Annotated in this window: 18 protein-coding genes and 6 tRNA genes; 15 read left to right on the forward strand and 9 right to left on the reverse strand. The window is 30.6% G+C overall.

The features are described 5' to 3' along the window. Positions 1-9 precede the first annotated feature (9 nt). The 5 genes from HW119_RS09180 to HW119_RS09200 all read right to left on the reverse strand — a co-directional run bounded on the left by HW119_RS09180 (position 10) and on the right by HW119_RS09200 (position 4,637). Positions 10-1,392: a TolC family protein gene (locus tag HW119_RS09180; protein ID WP_255497849.1), complete on the reverse strand. Its 1,383-nt coding sequence runs from the start codon at positions 1,390-1,392 to the stop codon at positions 10-12. Between the two features lie 286 nt (positions 1,393-1,678). Beyond that, positions 1,679-2,416: a YqjF family protein gene (locus tag HW119_RS09185; protein ID WP_177763669.1), complete on the reverse strand. Its 738-nt coding sequence runs from the start codon at positions 2,414-2,416 to the stop codon at positions 1,679-1,681. Positions 2,417-2,496: 80 nt separating this feature from the next. Then, entirely contained in the window at positions 2,497-3,108 is a 612-nt protein-coding gene (locus tag HW119_RS09190) for a GNAT family N-acetyltransferase (protein ID WP_177763672.1), read from the reverse strand. Between the two features lie 169 nt (positions 3,109-3,277). Beyond that, positions 3,278-3,631, reverse strand: coding sequence for a hypothetical protein (locus HW119_RS09195; protein ID WP_177763675.1), 354 nt, complete (start codon positions 3,629-3,631; stop codon positions 3,278-3,280). 46 nt (positions 3,632-3,677) lie between these two features. Beyond that, the gene (locus HW119_RS09200; RefSeq protein ID WP_177763678.1) at positions 3,678-4,637 is read right to left on the reverse strand and encodes an FKBP-type peptidyl-prolyl cis-trans isomerase; all 960 of its coding nucleotides are present in this window, start codon (positions 4,635-4,637) and stop codon (positions 3,678-3,680) included. Positions 4,638-4,716: 79 nt separating this feature from the next. Between HW119_RS09200 and HW119_RS09205 the strand changes: the two genes are divergently transcribed. The 3 genes from HW119_RS09205 to HW119_RS09215 are packed head-to-tail and all read left to right on the forward strand — an operon-like array spanning position 4,717 to position 6,173. Continuing rightward, a complete protein-coding gene (locus HW119_RS09205; RefSeq protein WP_177763680.1) occupies positions 4,717-5,106 on the forward strand; it encodes an RNA-binding S4 domain-containing protein in 390 nt (129 codons plus the stop codon). Beyond that, positions 5,087-5,674 (forward strand): methyltransferase domain-containing protein, encoded by a 588-nt coding sequence (locus HW119_RS09210; RefSeq protein ID WP_177763683.1) that lies wholly within the window; start codon positions 5,087-5,089, stop codon positions 5,672-5,674. Before HW119_RS09205 ends, HW119_RS09210 begins: the two co-directional genes overlap by 20 nt. Before the next feature lies 1 nt (position 5,675). Then, positions 5,676-6,173 (forward strand): phosphoribosyltransferase family protein, encoded by a 498-nt coding sequence (locus HW119_RS09215; RefSeq protein ID WP_177763687.1) that lies wholly within the window; start codon positions 5,676-5,678, stop codon positions 6,171-6,173. Here HW119_RS09215 and HW119_RS09220 read toward each other — a convergent pair. Further along, positions 6,170-6,688 (reverse strand): shikimate kinase, encoded by a 519-nt coding sequence (locus tag HW119_RS09220; RefSeq protein ID WP_255497850.1) that lies wholly within the window; start codon positions 6,686-6,688, stop codon positions 6,170-6,172. The two genes, HW119_RS09215 and HW119_RS09220, sit on opposite strands and share 4 nt — an antisense overlap. Before the next feature lie 127 nt (positions 6,689-6,815). Here HW119_RS09220 and HW119_RS09225 point away from each other — a divergent pair. The 6 genes from HW119_RS09225 to HW119_RS09250 all read left to right on the forward strand — a co-directional run bounded on the left by HW119_RS09225 (position 6,816) and on the right by HW119_RS09250 (position 7,585). Continuing rightward, positions 6,816-6,888: transfer RNA gene (locus HW119_RS09225), tRNA-Lys, on the forward strand. Positions 6,889-6,928: 40 nt separating this feature from the next. Then, positions 6,929-7,001: transfer RNA gene (locus HW119_RS09230), tRNA-Lys, on the forward strand. A gap of 41 nt (positions 7,002-7,042) precedes the next feature. Beyond that, a tRNA-Lys gene (locus HW119_RS09235) sits at positions 7,043-7,115 on the forward strand. Positions 7,116-7,156: 41 nt separating this feature from the next. Further along, a tRNA-Lys gene (locus HW119_RS09240) sits at positions 7,157-7,229 on the forward strand. A 40-nt stretch (positions 7,230-7,269) separates the two neighbouring features. Further along, positions 7,270-7,342, forward strand: a tRNA-Lys gene (locus HW119_RS09245). A 170-nt stretch (positions 7,343-7,512) separates the two neighbouring features. After that, positions 7,513-7,585: transfer RNA gene (locus HW119_RS09250), tRNA-Lys, on the forward strand. A 294-nt stretch (positions 7,586-7,879) separates the two neighbouring features. Here the strand turns inward: HW119_RS09250 and HW119_RS09255 are convergent. The 3 genes from HW119_RS09255 to HW119_RS09265 all read right to left on the reverse strand — a co-directional run bounded on the left by HW119_RS09255 (position 7,880) and on the right by HW119_RS09265 (position 12,799). Then, entirely contained in the window at positions 7,880-9,817 is a 1,938-nt protein-coding gene (locus tag HW119_RS09255) for an AAA family ATPase (RefSeq protein ID WP_177763690.1), read from the reverse strand. Between the two features lie 100 nt (positions 9,818-9,917). Then, a complete protein-coding gene (locus HW119_RS09260; protein WP_177766607.1) occupies positions 9,918-12,137 on the reverse strand; it encodes an NADP-dependent isocitrate dehydrogenase in 2,220 nt (739 codons plus the stop codon). Positions 12,138-12,409: 272 nt separating this feature from the next. After that, complete coding sequence (locus HW119_RS09265; protein WP_177763694.1) at positions 12,410-12,799, reverse strand: DUF1573 domain-containing protein; 390 nt, start codon at positions 12,797-12,799, stop codon at positions 12,410-12,412. 327 nt (positions 12,800-13,126) lie between these two features. Between HW119_RS09265 and HW119_RS09270 the strand changes: the two genes are divergently transcribed. The 6 genes from HW119_RS09270 to HW119_RS09295 all read left to right on the forward strand — a co-directional run bounded on the left by HW119_RS09270 (position 13,127) and on the right by HW119_RS09295 (position 18,215). Further along, complete coding sequence (locus HW119_RS09270) at positions 13,127-13,759, forward strand: Crp/Fnr family transcriptional regulator (protein ID WP_177763697.1); 633 nt, start codon at positions 13,127-13,129, stop codon at positions 13,757-13,759. Between the two features lie 109 nt (positions 13,760-13,868). Continuing rightward, positions 13,869-14,657: a sulfite exporter TauE/SafE family protein gene (locus tag HW119_RS09275; protein WP_177763700.1), complete on the forward strand. Its 789-nt coding sequence runs from the start codon at positions 13,869-13,871 to the stop codon at positions 14,655-14,657. 75 nt (positions 14,658-14,732) lie between these two features. Continuing rightward, entirely contained in the window at positions 14,733-16,145 is a 1,413-nt protein-coding gene (locus HW119_RS09280; RefSeq protein ID WP_177763703.1) for an MBL fold metallo-hydrolase, read from the forward strand. A 42-nt stretch (positions 16,146-16,187) separates the two neighbouring features. Next, the gene (locus HW119_RS09285; protein ID WP_177763705.1) at positions 16,188-16,385 is read left to right on the forward strand and encodes a hypothetical protein; all 198 of its coding nucleotides are present in this window, start codon (positions 16,188-16,190) and stop codon (positions 16,383-16,385) included. Then, the gene (trxA, locus tag HW119_RS09290; protein WP_177763709.1) at positions 16,382-16,675 is read left to right on the forward strand and encodes a thioredoxin; all 294 of its coding nucleotides are present in this window, start codon (positions 16,382-16,384) and stop codon (positions 16,673-16,675) included. The genes HW119_RS09285 and trxA overlap by 4 nt, the downstream gene beginning before the upstream one ends. A gap of 82 nt (positions 16,676-16,757) precedes the next feature. Next, on the forward strand, positions 16,758-18,215 hold the full coding sequence (locus tag HW119_RS09295) for an MBL fold metallo-hydrolase (protein WP_255497851.1): 1,458 nt from the start codon (positions 16,758-16,760) through the stop codon (positions 18,213-18,215). Positions 18,216-18,261: the final 46 nt, after the last annotated feature.

Consider the following 18,261-nt stretch of genomic DNA (forward strand, 5'->3'; position numbering starts at 1 on the left):
GAGGTTGTATTAATTTGTGTATTTCAAAAATTCTTTACTTTGTCCGCTATATTCTAATAAATTAGCTAATGAAATGATGTAAACGTATTCTGTGTTTAAGATTAATAATTTAATTACAGATAAGTTAGTTTCGGCATCAACAACGTCTGTTGAAGTTGCTAAACCTTCTGCAAAAGCTTTATTTCTTACGCGTAATAATTCGGTAGCAAATTCTTCTTGTACTTTTAAATTTTTAATTTCTTCTTGACTTTTTTCTATTTCAAAGTAAAGATTTTCAATTAAAGTTTTAACATCACGTTGAGCTTTTGCTTCTAAAAAGTCTATAGTTTCACGTGTTGATTTGGCAGCTTTAAGTTCATTTTTGTTTTTCATTCCTCCAAAAATGTTATAGGTAAGACCAACACCAACAACCCAAGGACGTTCTCTTGAAGAATCTAAAATCCCAAAAGCAACCGGGTCATTATGTAATAAAACTGTTTGACCAAATATGGCAATGTCAGGATAATAATTCGCTTTTTTTGCTTTAATACCTTCTTCTGCTAATTCTTTTTGAAGAAGAATTTTTTGAAGTTCAGGATAGTTTGTTATTGCAGATTCTTTATAATATTCTAATGTGTTTAAATCTGCAGTTTTTATAAAAGGAGTTGATAAATCATCAGAGATTTGGTCAATATCAAGAGTATTTGCAAGTGCGGTACGAGCCAATTTAATGTTTTTTTCTGCAGCTAAAAATTCTCTGTTTGCTTCAGATACAGCAACATCAGCAACCAATCGTTCGGCAGGTGCAATGATTCCATTTTCTTCTAATTTACTTGCGTTATATAAATGATGTTTCATAGCATCTAAAACTTGTTTGCGAACTATGTAAGCTTCATCTGCAAGTTTTACCTGGAAGTAACGTGTAGCAAGTTCAGAAATTAAATGATTTTCTGTACTTTCTATTGTCTTGTCTATAATTTCGCTTTCAATTTTACTTGCGCTCACTGCAGCATTTATTTTTCCGCCTGTGAAAATTGGCCAAGTTGCATTAAGTCCAGCAAAACCCATTTCTTTTTTTCCTACTTGTACCTTCCAATCACCTAAAACACTAGCGTCAGGCAAGTTTAAAAATCCAGCTAAATTATTACGAGCATCGTTAAAACTTAAATCTATTTTTTTGTCAAAAACAACCCCCATTGCATATGCGTTTAACGAAGGATAACGTAATCCGTTTATAGATTTTGTTACGTATTGTTGAGTTTCACTTTGTTTGTTTACGGCTTTTAAAGTGTTGTTATTCTGATACATTTTGTTGTATGCATCTGTAAACGAAAGGTTTTGAGCTTTACTATGTTGCGAGCAACATAAAAAGACGCAAAATCCAATTTTTAAATAGTGTCGTGTATTAAACATTAGGTTTGCAGAAATTAGTATACGTTAGTTAAAAAACTTTGTTTTAAATTTATTTTATTTGATATAAACTTATATTAATTAACAAATGTTTATACAAATTACGGAAGTTTTTTTAAAATAATGACCTTGTTTTTGTAATAAAATTATTATAAGCTATTTATTTTTTTGTTTTTTAACTTATAAAAGTTCAATTTAAATTATGAATATTGCTGTTTGTGTAGATTTTTTTATTAAAATTCGTTATTGTATGATTTGATTTTCTGTTATTTTGAAGTTTCTATAAAAATTAGAGGATTACTTTATCTTTGTTCCAAGCAAGTACTTGAATGCCTTTTGAATAACGAACTAAGTCAGGTTTTCTGTTTAAATCGATTTTGTTTAAAGAATAATTAGTGGTTAAATTAGAGTAGGTTAGTTCGTTTACTTCCCAAGGTAAATGCTGAATTTCATTTCGATATATTTTATCATTTACGTCTAAATACAAACAATAACGTTCTGTCAAAAAGATGTCAAGTTCGGTTTTTTCTAAAACTGTACTTCCGATTTGGTAATCAATTTCTAAATTAAAATTACGTTGTTTAAAATTAGCTCTTAGTTTTCGTTCATTCAAATCATGTGTGATTTCTGACTTTTCATACGGTAAACCTGAAATTTTTTTAGATAAATAGGCTGAAAACCATTTTTCTGCTTCGATGTTTAAAAAATAAACGCCAGGTTTGTTGTCTTTAGTTACATAAGTTCTTAAATTAATTTCTATAAAATTAGAAATAGGAGGGAAAGCAGGTACATATCTTGGTCGAATGTTTTCCATTGAAAAAGCGACTAAAGAAATCCATGCTTTGTCTTTAAAAGTGTCAATTTCTAAACAATCAGGAATCAAATCTTGAAGTAATTCTTTTTCGATTTCCCAGTGCAAAAAAAGAGCATTATTCCATTCTTGATAAAAATTCCATTTTCGATTTGGATTTTTCCAAGTTCGATGGTTGACGTGATTGAGAATTTCTGAGGTTGTTAGTTTTTTCATAGCTAAAGATGAATTTCATCTAAAGTTAATCAAAAATAAATGGATAAAAAAAGATGACCTTTTGGAGTCATCTTCTTATTTTATATTGCTATTACTGATAGTTTAGAATTAAGCATTGCTTTGACGTCGTTTGTCCATTCATCTTTTAAGATGCTTAATACCATGGTGTCTCTGCGTTTTCCTGTAGGGCAAATTGCATTACTTCTTATCACGCCTTCAACGGTACAACCAATACTTTTTAAAGCGTTAATGCTTCTCATGTTTTCTGTATAAGCTCTGAATTCGACGCGTTCCATACCCATTTTTTCAAAGGCAAATTCTAGCATTAAAAATTTACAATGTTTATTAATTCCGGTTCCTTGATAATTTTTTCCAAACCAAGTATAACCCATTTGTAAACGATTTGTATTTAAATGGATGTCGCAATAACGTGTAGCACCTACAAATCTTTGTTTTGTTTTATCAAAAATTATAAACGGATATTCGCTAAATTTTGCTCTTTCATCAAGTGCTAAAGAAATGTATTTTTTTAAATTATCCGGATTATCAGCCTTGACCATGGAGTATTGCCAAATCTCGGGTTCGTTGATTGAAAATTCTAATAAATTTTCAAAATCAGTAACCTTTAAAGGGATTAATTTAGCATATTCATTTTCAAGAATATAATCATTTTCAAAATTAAATAAATTCATTTAGTTCGCTTGTGTTAGAGGTGTGAAAATACATTCTAAATAAAATCTAAAAATTTTTTAAAGGTTATTAAATTGTAAAAGTTTGATAACCTAGCTTGTAAGATGTATTTAAAAGTGCGCGAATATAGTGAATTATTTCAATACGTTTTTATTACTGAATTGTTAAAGTTTAATTCAATTTTGAATCTGATATTATCTTGTTGAAAAAGGTTTTACTCATTTCGTCAAAAGCCGTGTTTTGAAGTAGTTGTAAAGATTTTTTTGCCATTTCTTGATATTCATCTTCGGTTATCTGACCTTCAAAAAAAGTGTTGTAAAAGTTTTTTACGATTCCAAAAACTCCATTGATTTCATGCTTTTCGATGTTTTTATTTTTAGTGTAAATTACACGCATAAAATTAGCCGAAACATAAGCTGCGATTTCTAAAGCATCGTTTATTGAAATGGTTTCGTTTTTGGTTTTAAGATTTAAAAAAGTTTGTAAATCTAAAGCTATTAAATCTTCTATGTTTTGAGATTTCATTTTGTTTTGAATTTAAAAAACCTGCTATTTCTAACAGGTTTGTATTTTAATGACAATTTTTGTCTAAATGTTTTTTAACTGTTCCGTTATCACAATTCGGAATATCTTCGAAATCATAAAGTTTTGATATCATTACGCCACCTTCTTCAATTTCGTAAGTAATTTCTTCTCTTGTTGTGTAACCATCTCCGTCATCATCTAAATCTAAGAAATTAGGTGTTCCGTCGTTGTCTGTGTCATCATCCCAATAATCTCCATTACCGTTTACATCTTCATAAATAGATAATAAACCGTCATTATCATGATCAGCATGAACTCTACTTACTAAAGTAATGTCAAAAATAATTGGAGAATATCCAGGAATGTTTGTTTGGGCTGAATTGAAATACCCTAAACCAGAAGGAATAAATACAATTACTCTTCCTGGATTGTTGTATTGTAAAGTTCCATCAGGATTTTCAGTAATCGATGTAGCTGTTTTTATTTTTGTAAGTATTTGTCTGTAACCAGAAATTACTGAAGTTGGCGTGTAGCTCGTTTCAGGAAATCCGCTCCAAAAACCAGTGTCATTTTTATCAAAAATATTGTGATTTAATGTAAAACCAGTATATTTTGTGAAAACGTTATCAATCGTTATTGGACTATCTCCACCACCTTCATTAATTACAAGGTAGTATAATTTATATGTTACAGGGTCGTTAATTAAACCATCGACTTTATTTGTTGTTCTTGAGTCATTTTTGATTTCAATGTATTGTAATGGATATAAAGTTTGATTCCAAATTGTATTCGGATTTCCTTCTGCAATTGAATCAAAAGTTACATTGTTTTCATTTTCAACTGTTATAGATGTACTTTTTAAGAAAGCTTCAATATTAGAAATGTTTTCGTTATAAACTTCTTGGCGTTCTCTAACAGGTATAACCTCTACGTCATCATCTTTTTTACAACTCCACAAACTGATAGTCAATGCTGCGATACATGTATATTTTAAAAATATCTTCATTTTTCAATTTTTTTGATGGTGCAAGATACAATTTTCATTTATTTTTGTTTCATATTTAACCCAATTTTATAAATTAAAAATGCGAGTAGATAAATATTTGTGGTGCATACGTTATTATAAAACAAGAAGTATTGCGACAGAAGCTGTAAAAAAGGGACATGTTACGGTCAATGGACAACAAGCAAAGGCATCTCGAGACGTTTTTGCAGGAGATAAAATCACGTTACGTAAAGATCAAATAAATTATGTGATTTCTGTTTTAGGAATTCCAGATAATCGAGTAGGAGCAAAGTTGGTCGATATGTATCGTAAAGACGAAACTCCAGCTGAAGCTTTTGAACATTTAGAAATGCTTAAACTTGCAAAAGAACATTATCGCGCAAAAGGTGAAGGTCGTCCTACTAAAAAAGACCGTAGAGATATTGATGACTATTTATTAGACGACGAAGATGAAGCAGATATTGGATAAAGAATATTGGAAAAAAAGATATGTAGCAAATGAAATAGGATGGGATGCGGGAGCTGTTACAACTCCAATTAAAGAGTATGTGGATCAGTTAGAAAATAAAGATTTAAAAATTTTAATTCCAGGTGCAGGAAACGCGCACGAAGCGGAATACTTGTGGAAGCAAGGTTTTAAAAATGTTTATGTGCTTGATTTTGTTCAAGAGCCTTTGAGTAACTTAAAAACTAGAATCGTTGATTTTCCTGAGAAACAATTAATCTTAGGAGATTTTTTTGAATTAAATGACTCGTTTGATTTGATTTTAGAACAAACTTTTTTTTGTGCTTTAAATCCAGATTTGCGTACTGAATATGTACAACAGATGTATCGTTTATTAAAAAAGAATGGAAAATTAGCTGGTGTTCTATTTGATTTTCCTTTAACTGAACAAGGACCGCCTTTTGGAGGCGATTTCGAAAGTTATTTTTCTTTATTTAATCCTATATTTGCAATAAAGAAATTAGAACTTTGCTATAATTCAATTAAGCCTCGTGCCCAAAAAGAATTGTTTGTATTATTAGAAAAATTATAAAATGGATAAAAATATTATTTTAAATCAAGAACAGATTAAGCATATTACCAAACGAATTGCTTATCAGATTTACGAAACCTTTTCTGACGAAAACGAAATTGTAATTGCTGGAATAGCAAATAGCGGTTTTGTGTTTTCTCAAAAAATTGCAAAGGTTTTAGAAGAGATTTCGGATATTAAAGTGTTAAGTTGCGAAGTGCAGGTTAATAAGCAAAATCCAATTGAACCCATAATGACTTCAATCAGCGAGCAAGAATATGCAAATAAAGCGGTTGTTCTTGTTGATGATGTGATGAATTCAGGTGCGACATTAATTTACGGAGTTCGTCATTTTTTGAATGTTCCTATTAAAAAATTTAAAACGGCTGTGTTGGTAGATCGTAATCATAAGAATTATCCGGTTAAAGCAGATTTTAAAGGAATTTCTTTATCAACATCTTCAAAAGAACACATACAAGTAGTTTTTAATCAAAACGAAGAATACGCTTATTTAAGTTAAATAAGCGTATTTTTTATTTCAAGAGTAATTTCTTCAATTGATTTGTTATCGGTTTTGATTTTATGTTTGGCTTTGTTGTAAAAATAACTTCTGTCAAAAAGATGTTTTGCAATAAATGTTTCCAAATCATCTTCAGTGTTATTTAAAAGCGGACGATTATCAATTTCGGTTTTTAGCCTATTTGAAAGTGTTTTTATCGACGTATTTAAATAAAATGACTCTATATTATCTTTTTCAAAATGTAAGTGGTTATTCGCGTAACAAGGCGTTCCTCCGCCTAAACTAATAATCATTTCTTGATTTAAATTTAATAATTCATTTAAATATTGATGTTCTAATTTTCGAAAATAAATTTCACCTTTTGTTTCGAAGATATTTTTAATTGATTTTTGCTGCTTTTCTTCGATATATTCATCCAAATCGACAAATGGGATTTCTGTTTTTTCTGAGAGAAAACGTCCAACTATAGATTTTCCGGATCCCATATAACCAAGAATAATAATTTTTTTATTCATAATAAATGTTTGTAAACGAACTGTTTAAAAAAAGGGTGAAAATTTTACCGCAAATTTAATAGAATTTATCTTGGAATATAAAAAAAGTGCCCTATATTTGCACCCGCATTCAGGAAGTTAAATGCATGACTCGATAGCTCAGTTGGTAGAGCACAACACTTTTAATGTTGGGGTCCTGGGTTCGAGCCCCAGTCGGGTCACAAATACATATTGAAAATACCATAAACTTTTATAGTTTTAGACTCGATAGCTCAGTTGGTAGAGCACAACACTTTTAATGTTGGGGTCCTGGGTTCGAGCCCCAGTCGGGTCACAAATTACATATTGAAAATACCATAAACTTTTATAGTTTTAGACTCGATAGCTCAGTTGGTAGAGCACAACACTTTTAATGTTGGGGTCCTGGGTTCGAGCCCCAGTCGGGTCACAAATTACATATTGAAAATACCATAAACTTTTATAGTTTTAGACTCGATAGCTCAGTTGGTAGAGCACAACACTTTTAATGTTGGGGTCCTGGGTTCGAGCCCCAGTCGGGTCACAAATACATATTGAAAATACCATAAACTTTTATAGTTTTAGACTCGATAGCTCAGTTGGTAGAGCACAACACTTTTAATGTTGGGGTCCTGGGTTCGAGCCCCAGTCGGGTCACTTGATTAACCACTCACTTTAGGGTGGTTTTTTAATTACAGTTGAGTTTTAATTACTTTTTTATTGTACGTATTTAACTTTTTTAAGAAGATAATTAATTGGTAGATTAAATTTTATTTTTTAATTTTGCCACAGAAATAAAGGGAATCTATATGATTTCTCTGATTTTAGACTCGATAGCTCAGTTGGTAGAGCACAACACTTTTAATGTTGGGGTCCTGGGTTCGAGCCCCAGTCGGGTCACAAAAAAAACTGTTTCAGTGATGAATCAGTTTTTTTTGTGCTTAAATTTTTATACTTCATTATAAATACTTCGTTAATATTAATTAAGTGTTGAATTTATTGCATTCTGTTTATTTCTTCCGAACTACCAAATTGAAACAATTGAACGAAATCGTATCTTTATTTAAGATAAAATTATTTCAATAGAAGATGCCTATAAAAGTAAATTTAATGATTGGGTGAAATATTTTATGTAATATTTTCTACGTTATATATAGATAAAGAAGCTCCGTTTTTAGCAGAGCTTTTACTTTTTTAAACTTTATGTTTTATTATGAAATTATAGATAGCTTTAGTTAAAGAAGCTATTTCAGTCGATTTATTATAAACGTTCCAAGGAATTTCTTTGTTAAGAATGAATTCGCTTAATTCACGTTTGTATACAAAAGTCCCATGCGTTTGTGTTACTTTATTAGTTTTATAAACAGATTGATTAATGATGAAATCATTACCGATTTTATTGACTTCCTTTCTTAAATCATCAAGAAATTTACCAATATATTCTTTCTTATATTTTGAAGGTTTTATTTTTTGTAAAGCTTCAGTGATTGTGCTTATAATTTCTACGTCATGGCTATCTAACAGTTTTTTATTGCAATAAAACGGAATCGCCTTAATCCAAATCTCATCCGTTAATATGTTTTCTATTTCTCTGATATCTTCAATAATATAAGTTTCTATATTAGTATTTTCATTTAAGTTGTTTAAACGTGTTTGTTTTGCACTTTCTTCAGTTGCATTATCAGAATCGGCTAAAAGAAAAATATTGTTATTTAAAGCTAAAGCGTTTATGTTGCTTTTTATCTCTGATTCTTCTTCTGGATTTAATTGTTCAAATAGATAATGCTCAATGTTAGAACCAGCATATTCAAAGAAAGCAAAATCAATATCTTCTTTTAATAATTTAGCATTATTACTTGGGTCATTTATATAAGAATTTAAAAAGGCTTTAATGTAATTTCTGTCCGAAACTCCTTCTACCCAAATACTACAATTAGCTAAGAACACAGAAGAATTATTTACTCCTATTTCTTTTAGGATAGTATTGTCACCTTGATTAACATTCTTTATTTCAAATTGTTTTTCCAATTTATCACCTTTTTTTCTTGGTGAAAATGAATAAATAGATACATTTTCTTTTTCAATACTTAAATCTAAAAAATGATTTGAATGTGTAGATATAAAATAAGTTAAGTTTTTCTTTTTCAGTACATCATTATTACAGATTTGATTTAAAAACAAACGTTGCATTCCGGGATGCAAATTGATTTCTGGTTCGTCTATAAAAACACAAGTTTCATCATCAGCCATAAATATGGGAAACATTAAAATTATTAAAGCTTGTATGCCGTCGCCTAATTCATATAAATTTCGCTCATCTTCACCATCAATATGAATTTTGATATGATTAGAATCTGTTTTGCCTTGTTTATTTTTATCGAAATCGTATTCAGCGACAATTTCAATTTCTTTGTTATCAAAAAAATATTCACTTATAAATTTTTCAAATTCCTCAAATTTTTTACGATTGGTTTTTCCAGAATTTCTAGCATTTAATATTTCTTTATATAAATGTAAACCTGTAAAAATATTTATATTTTGTCCATCAGTTCTGAATTCGTAATTTTTTAAAATAGTTTGTTTGAAAAAATCTTCTTCTATTTTTTTTAAATTGCCATCGAATAATGAATGTGCTGTTCTTAAGGTAGGTATGAAAATTTTTTTTAAGTTTTCTTTTCTTTGAACATCAATTAGTGATTTAAATTTAGAAACAATTTCATCATACTGTGGTAAGCCAATGAATGAATTAATTTTAGATTTTAAGCCTTCTATTTGATTGCTTAATTGATTCATTTTATCATAATTTATGTTGATTAAAAATAAATCTCGTGTATAATTGAAATTGTTATGATTATATGTATCGAAAACAAAATTTATAATGTTATTAAATTCTTTAAGATGGAAATAAAATTCATTTGACAAATACCAATATTCCATTTTTAGTAGCTCTCGAATAAATCTACTCTTACCGCTATTATTAGTTCCGATGAAGATATTTATTTTATTTGTGTTTGGTAAATAAATTACAGAATCTTCTTCGTTATTTAAGAAATAGGTTGAAAAAGTATGTCCATTAAAATTAGATTTTTGAGAAATTAAGTGTAAATCAAGCGTGTTTTTTGTGGTATTCATTTAAATGTTTTTTACAATAATACGAAAATTAATTTTAAAGAAAACCTATAAAAAAAGCTCCGTGAAAACGGAGCTTTTAAAATTTATAATCAGTACAATATTAGATATTGTTGATGATTGTATTTAATGTTTCAGAAGGACGCATTGCTGCGAAAGTAGCTTCAGTATTTGGTTGGTAATAACCAGCAATAGCTTGAGCTTTTCCTTGAGAAGCAATTAATTCTTCGTTGATTTTAGCTTCTTGAGCTGTCATTGCTTCAGCAATTGGAGCAAATTTAGCAGCTAACTCAGCATCTTTAGTTTGAGCAGCTAAAGCTTGAGCCCAATACATTGCTAAGTAAAAGTGAGAACCGCGGTTATCGATAGTTCCTAATTTACGACCTGGTGATTTGTCAGTATCTAAGAATTTATCGTTAGCCTCATCTAAAGTGTCAGCTAAAACTTGCGCTTTTACATTGTTTTGAGTTTGAGCTAAATGCTCTAAAGAAGCTTGTAGTGCTAAGAATTCTCCTAATGAATCCCAACGTAAATAACCTTCTTCAATGAATTGCTCGATGTGTTTTGGAGCAGATCCACCAGCACCTGTTTCAAATAATCCACCTCCGTTCATTAATGGAACGATAGATAACATTTTTGCAGATGTACCAACTTCTAAAATTGGGAATAAATCTGTTAAGTAATCACGTAAAACGTTTCCTGTAACAGAAATGGTATCTAAGCCTTGGCGAATTCTTTCTAAAGATAATTTAGTAGCATCTACTGGATTTAAGATACGGATATCTAAACCTGTTGTATCGAATTCTGGTAAGTATTTGTTTACTTTAGCGATAATTTCTCTATCGTGTGCACGGTTTTCGTCTAACCAGAAGATTGCCGGTGTTGCAGATAATCTTGCACGGTTAACAGCTAGTTTAACCCAGTCTTTAATTGGTGCATCTTTAGTTTGACACATGCGGAAAATGTCACCAGCCTCAACAGCTTGTTCCATAAATACATTTCCTTCTGCATCAACCACACGAATAGTTCCTTCAGCTTCAGCTTGGAAAGTTTTATCGTGAGAACCATATTCTTCAGCTTTTTGAGCCATTAAACCTACGTTAGGAACAGAACCCATAGTTGTTGGGTCTAAAGCACCATTTGCTTTACAATCTTCAATGGTTGCTTGGTAAACACCAGCGTAGTTACGGTCTGGAATTAAAGCAAAAGTATCTTGTTGTTTTCCTTCTTTGTTCCACATTTGTCCAGAAGTACGAATCATTGCTGGCATAGAAGCATCAACGATTACATCAGAAGGTACGTGTAAGTTAGTAATTCCTTTATCAGAATTTACCATTGCTAAAGCTGGTCCGTTAGCGATAGCTGCGTCAATAGCTGCTTTTACTTCAGCTTCTTGAGCGTTTCCAGCAATTTTAGCGTATAATTCTCCTAAACCGTTATTAGGATTGATTCCTAATTCAGCAAATAAAGTAGCGAATTTAGTGAATACTTCTTCGAAATAAACAGAAACTACAGCTCCGAAAATAATCGGGTCTGAAACTTTCATCATGGTAGCTTTTAAGTGAGCAGATAATAATACACCTGCAGCTTTAGCTTCTTCTTTAACTTGAGAAACGAATGCTTTTAAAGCAGCTAAATTCATAACTGATGAATCGATGATTTCACCTGCTTTTAAGTTAGTTAAGCCTTTTAATTCTTTTACAGAACCGTCCTTACCAACAAATTCAATTTTGAATTGAGAATCGTTTGCAACTGTAACTGATTTTTCTGTACCGTAGAAATCACCAGCTTCCATGTGAGCTACTTTTGTTTTAGAATCTGCAGACCAAGCTCCCATTGAATGTGGATGTTTTTTAGCATAATTCTTAACAGCTTTAGGTGCACGACGATCCGAGTTACCTTCACGTAAAACTGGATTAACAGCTGAACCTAAAACTTTAGCGTATTTCGCTTTGATCGCTTTTTCTTCTTCTGTTACAGCATCTGCAGGATAATTTGGAACTGCAAATCCGTGTGCTTGTAATTCTGCAATTGCAGCAGCTAACTGAGGAATAGAAGCAGAAATGTTTGGTAATTTAATAATATTAGCTTCAGGAGTTTTTGCTAAATCTCCTAATTCAGCTAACGCATCTCCAATTTTTTGGTCTTCTTTTAAGAATTCAGGAAAATTAGCTAAAATACGTCCAGCTAAAGAAATGTCTCTTGTTTCAACTTCAACATTAGCTGCAGAAGTAAAGGCTTTAACAATCGGCAATAAAGAATAAGTAGCCAACATTGGCGCCTCATCTGTTAAAGTGTAAATAATCTTAGATTTTGACATTATAATATAATTTATAAAGCGTTTGTTTTTTTTGAAAAAATGTTAAGCAAAGATAATAATTTAAAACCGAATGAATATGAATTTAAAGCTTAATTCATTCTAATTTTCAAAGAATTACTAATTTGATAATTTGTTTTTTTGAATTAATTAAATTGTGAAAAAAATACTATGTTTTTAATAAAGTTAATAATATTGGAGTTAATACGTTGTTACTTAATATTAAAAAAAAAGACCGAAAAATATCGGTCTTTTATAATTGAAATTTTGATTCGTAATTATTCTGTAATTACCTCACCTTTAATTTTTAAAGCAACAACTCCGTTGTCAACGTTTACTGCGTTAGATTCAACAGTAATAACTTTACTAATTTTTCCTGGGTTCATGTTGTATTTAACTTCAATTTTTCCAGTTTGTCCTGGCATAACAGGAGCTTCTGGTTTAGAAGGAACTGTACAACCACAAGATGATTTTGCATTAGTAATAACTAATGGTTGATCACCAGTGTTTACAAATTCAAATACACGAACTCCATTATCAGTACTTTTCTTTACGGTACCATAATCGATTGTGTTATTTTCAGCCTTAAATTTTATTTGAGGCCCTTTTTGTGCGAATGAAGCTGCTGTTACTAATAACATGGCAACTAAACCTAGAAATTTTCTCATTTTTAAATAATCTTTAGTCTTGTAAAATTAAGTACTTTTGAAAAACAACCAAATAGATTTGGATCTAGTTTTTCGTTTATTTTGTTAAATATTGTTAATTTTTTCAAAAAGCATGCCAAATATTACTTTGGATTTTAATGATTAATTATTTAAACGAATTTAGAAAAGATTTAAATAAAATACAATTCATTTGTAATTTTTTTTTGATTGTATTTGTCTTAGGTAACTTTTGATACAATCAAAATTGGATTTAAGTTGCATATTTGTTCTGATTGTATAGTTTTGAAAGAAAAGTGTATATTTATAAATCCCTTTTAAATTTAATTTATGTCACCAAAACAATTGCTTGAATCTTATTTTAATTCTGTTTTCGAAGCAGATTTAATAAACGAAATGGTCGAATTAGGTACTTTTAAATCCTTTAAGGCGAACGATATTTTAATTGATTTAGATGATTTAATTTCTCACATGCCAATTGTAGTTAATGGTGCCATACGTATTATGCGAGAAGATGACAATGACGGTGAATTACTTTTGTATTATTTAGAAAAAGGAGATACTTGCGCTATGAGTATGACTTGTTGTTTAGGAAATAAAAAAAGTAATATCAGAGCAACTGCAGAAACGGACGGCGAGTTGATTATGATTCCTGTTAAAAAAATGGACGAATGGTTGGCTAAATATCCAACTTGGCGTGCTTTTGTTTTGACCAGTTATCAAGACCGTTTAGATGAAATGATTCGTGCTATCGATAATTTGGCATTTAATGATTCTAAAAGTCGATTGAAAAATTATTTAATAGAAGTAGCAAGTGTTAATAAATCTCGAACAGTTAATAAGACGCATGCCGAAATCGCTTATGAATTAAATACTTCTAGAGTAGTTGTATCTAGATTATTAAAAGCTCTAGAAAACGAAAATTTTATAGAACAACAACGAAATATGATTACCATAATCTAAAATATTAAAGTGTTTCTTCGGAAGCACTTTTTTTATACTTACAAGTGTAACTTATGTTACGATTTGTTTTTTAATAAGTGACGAAATTTGCTATATAAATTAAAAAATAATGGAATATATAGGTTATCTACTAACAATTGTTATCGGTTTATTGATAGGTCTTTTTGGCGGTGGCGGAAGTATTTTAACCGTGCCTGTTTTGGTATATTTATTTGTAATACCAACATCCTTAGCAACTACATATTCTTTAGCCATTGTAAGTTTTACAAGTTTAATTGCGGTTATCCCATCATTTCTAAAAAAGCAATTATCAATTAAAAGAACAATACAATTTGGTTTACCATCTCTTATCACATTATATGCTGTCCGAGCATTTTTACTACCAGCAATTCCAAATCAGTTTTTTCTTTTCGGATATGCAATCGATAAAAATACCTCGTTATTGATTTTCTTTTCTGTTTTGATGCTGGTTGCCGGAAGTTTCATGATTCGACAACGTAACAATGAACCAGATTGTATTGATTGTCCTTATAATAGTTTGGTTTTGATTTTTGCTGGATTAGCCGAAGGAACAATCACTGGAATTGTTGGAGCAGGTGGCGGATTTATAATTGTTCCAATATTAATGATTTTCGGAAAGTTAGGAATGAAGCAAGCAGTAGCAAATTCATTATTGATTATCGGAGTAAAATCATTTATCGGATTTATTGCCTCAAGCGATTTACCATTATTAGATTTTAAATTCTTAATGTTATTAATTGCGATTGCTATTTTAGGAATGTATTTAGGAATGCAACTAAATAAACGATTGAATGCAAAACAATTGAAACCCATTTTTGGTTACTTTGTTATAATTATGGGGATTTTTATCTTATTTAAAGAGTTGATTTTTAGTTGATTTGTGTAACATTGGTTACGTTTCAAGTTAAAAATTGAATGTAATTTTACTTTAATAAATTTTAAAAGTTTGAATATGAAAATAGAACAAATTTATACAGGATGTTTAGCACAAGGTGCTTATTATATAGAAAGTAAAGGTGAAGCTGTAATTATTGACCCGCTTCGCGAAACACAACCTTACATCGACCGCTTAACTAAAGACGGAGTAAGTTTAAAATACATTTTTGAAACACATTTTCATGCCGATTTTGTTAGCGGACATGTAGATTTAAGTCTAAAAACAAAAGCACCAATTGTTTACGGACCGACTGCAAATCCAGAGTTCGAAGTTATTATCGCAACAGATAATCAAATTTTCCAAGTTGGAGATTTAAAAATCAAAGTGCTTCACACACCAGGACATACATTAGAAAGTACATGTTATTTATTGTCTGATGAAAACGGAAAAGATATTGCTTTGTTTAGCGGTGATACCTTGTTTTTAGGCGATGTTGGTCGACCAGATTTAGCTCAAAAGGCAGCAAATATGACACAAGGAGATTTAGCAGGTTTGCTGTATGATAGTTTATACAAAAAAATCATGCCATTGGCAGATGATGTAACAGTTTATCCAGCTCATGGAGCAGGTTCAGCTTGTGGTAAAAACATGATGAAAGAAACGATTGATTCTTTAGGTAATCAAAAGAAGATGAATTATGCTTTAAATCAACCGTCAAAAGAAGCTTTCATCGAAGCGGTAACTGACGGTTTGTTACCACCACCTGCGTATTTCGGATTGAATGTTGCGATGAACAAAAAAGGTTACGAAAGTTTTGATAACGTTTTATCTCAAGGATTAACTGCTTTAACTGTACAAGATTTCGAAAATATTGCCGAACAAACAGGAGCTTTGATATTAGATACACGAACAAATAGTGATTTTGCAAACGGCTTTATTCCACAATCAATCAATATCGGAATTAACGGTGATTTTGCACCTTGGGTAGGAGCTATGATTGTAGATGTTAAACAACCAATTTTATTAGTTACAGACGAAGGTAAGGAAGAAGAAGTGGTAACTCGATTAAGTCGTGTTGGATTTGATAACGTTTTAGGATATTTAAACGGAGGATTCCATGCTTGGTTAGCTGCGCAAAAAGAAGTTGATTTTGTAAATCGTATTACGGCTATAACTTTTGCAGAACAAATTCAAGGTAAAGAACCAATGGTTATTGATGTTCGAGCAGCATCCGAGTACGAATCAGAACATGTTGAAGAAGCTTATAGCAAACCATTAGCTTACATAAACGAATGGATAAATACAATTGAACCCACAGAACATTTTTATTTGCATTGTGCCGGTGGTTACAGAAGTATGATTGCAGCAAGTATTTTACAAGCGCGTGGTTACAGAAATTTTACAGAAATTGCAGGCGGATTTACAGCAATTGTCCAAACTAACATTCCAAAAACAGATTTCGTATGTCAAAGCAAAGTATTAAAATAAGGAGTTAAATTGTATTTTTGTTAAATTAAAAATTTAAATAAAATGAAAGAATTTTTTAAATCAAACATTTTGTGGTTCATTGGTATTTCAGTTGGTTTGATTGCCGGATATTTATATTGGAATTTTTATGGATGTACAGAAAGTTGTGCCATTACTTCAAGCCCTAGAAATAGTACTTTATACGGAGGATTAATGGGTGGTTTGTTTTTTTCATTATTTAAAAAAGAGAAGAAAAAATGACATTTGACGAAATCATAAATCAAGATAAACCTGTTTTAGTTGACTTTTTTGCAACTTGGTGCGGACCTTGTAAAATGCAAGCTCCGATTTTAGATGAAGTAAAAGAACGTTTAGGAAATCAGGTTGCAATCATCAAAATCGATGTTGACCAAAACCAACAAACCGCATCAAAATATCAAATTAGAAGTATTCCGACTTTAATCATTTTTAAAAACGGAGAAATTAAATGGCGTCAATCAGGTGTTTTTCAAGCAAATGAATTAGAACGTTTATTAAAAGAAAATTTATAATCATAAAAGATTTATAATTTAATTACCAATAATCAAAAATCTAAGTTTAGTCTTTTAACTTTGATAAAAATAAATTTTTAAAATGACCATCAATCAAAAAATGTATGCTTTCGTAGGGACATTGGTTTTATCAAGTTCTGCGTTTGCACAAAAAACTATTTTTGAGCGTGTTTTTGACGAAACTTTAGCACAAGCAAGTTATATCATTGCTAACGATAAAAATGAAGCTATTGTAATTGACCCAAAACGCGATATTGATACGTATTTGAATTTTGCTAAAACGCATAATTTAAAAATTAAATACGTAACCGAAACACATATTCATGCAGATTATTTAAGCGGAGCCCGAGAATTAGCTTTGGCAACAAATGCAGTTTTGTTATTGTCTGATGAAGGTGGAGCCGATTGGCAATATGAATTTCCGCATCAAGGGTTAAAAAATAATCAAACGATATCTTTAGGAAATATCGATTTTAAAGTCATGCATACTCCTGGACATACGCCAGAAAGTATTACCTTTTTAATGACAGATAAAAATAATCCTAACCAACCGATAAAAGCAATAACAGGTGATTTTATTTTTGTTGGTGACGTTGGTCGTCCAGATTTATTAGAAAAAGCGGCAGGTCAAAAAGGTTCTCAGTTTGTTGGAGCCGAACAACTTTTTGAATCATTAAATCAATTTACGAAGTTGCCTAAAAATACCGAAATTTGGCCTGGTCACGGAGCTGGTTCGTTTTGCGGAAAAAGCTTAAGTAATATCCCTCAATCAACTTTAGAACAAGAACAAAAAAATAGCGCAGCTTTTCAGTTTCTAAATAATAAAGATGCTTTTGTAAATTATATTTTAGATGGTCAACCAGAACCTCCAAAATATTTTGCAGTAATGAAAAAATGGAATAAACAAATGCGTCCGTTGGTTATTGAAATGCCAAAAGTTACAAAGCTTTCACAAGTTGAGGTTGAGCAAGCATTGGCTAATAACGTTTTGTTAATTGATACAAGAAATAAAAACCTTGTTGCTGAAGGTTTTGTTCCTGGAAGTTTACATATCGATGGCGGAAAATCATTTGCAACTTTCTTGGGTTCTTTAGTTGACTTTGATAATCAGATTGTTTTGATTGCAGACGATAATAAAATTGAAGATTTATCTCGCAAATTAACACGCATCGGTTTTAATAATATTTACGGATATATTTCGGATGTAAATACTTTTTCAAATTTAAAATCAGCGCATGTTATTTCGGCAGATGAACTTCAGGATGAAATGAAAAAAGCGAATCAACAATTGGTTGACGTTAGAACAGTTTCTGAATTTGAAAACGGACATATCAAAGGTTTTAAAAATATTCCTTTAAATAGTTTAGAGAAAAATGCAAATCAATTCGATAAAAATAAACCCATAATTATTCATTGTCAAAGTGGAGTTCGCGCAGCAATGGCTTATTCGGTTTTAGAAAAACTTGGTTTTAAAAACATCATTAATTACAGCGGTGGAATTAACGATTGGAAAGCTAAGAAACTTCCATTAGAAAAATAAAATAATACAAACAGCTTCGTTTATTTCGAGGCTGTTTTTTTTTGAT

This window comes from Flavobacterium sp. I3-2 (assembly GCF_013389595.1).
Taxonomy (GTDB): domain Bacteria; phylum Bacteroidota; class Bacteroidia; order Flavobacteriales; family Flavobacteriaceae; genus Flavobacterium.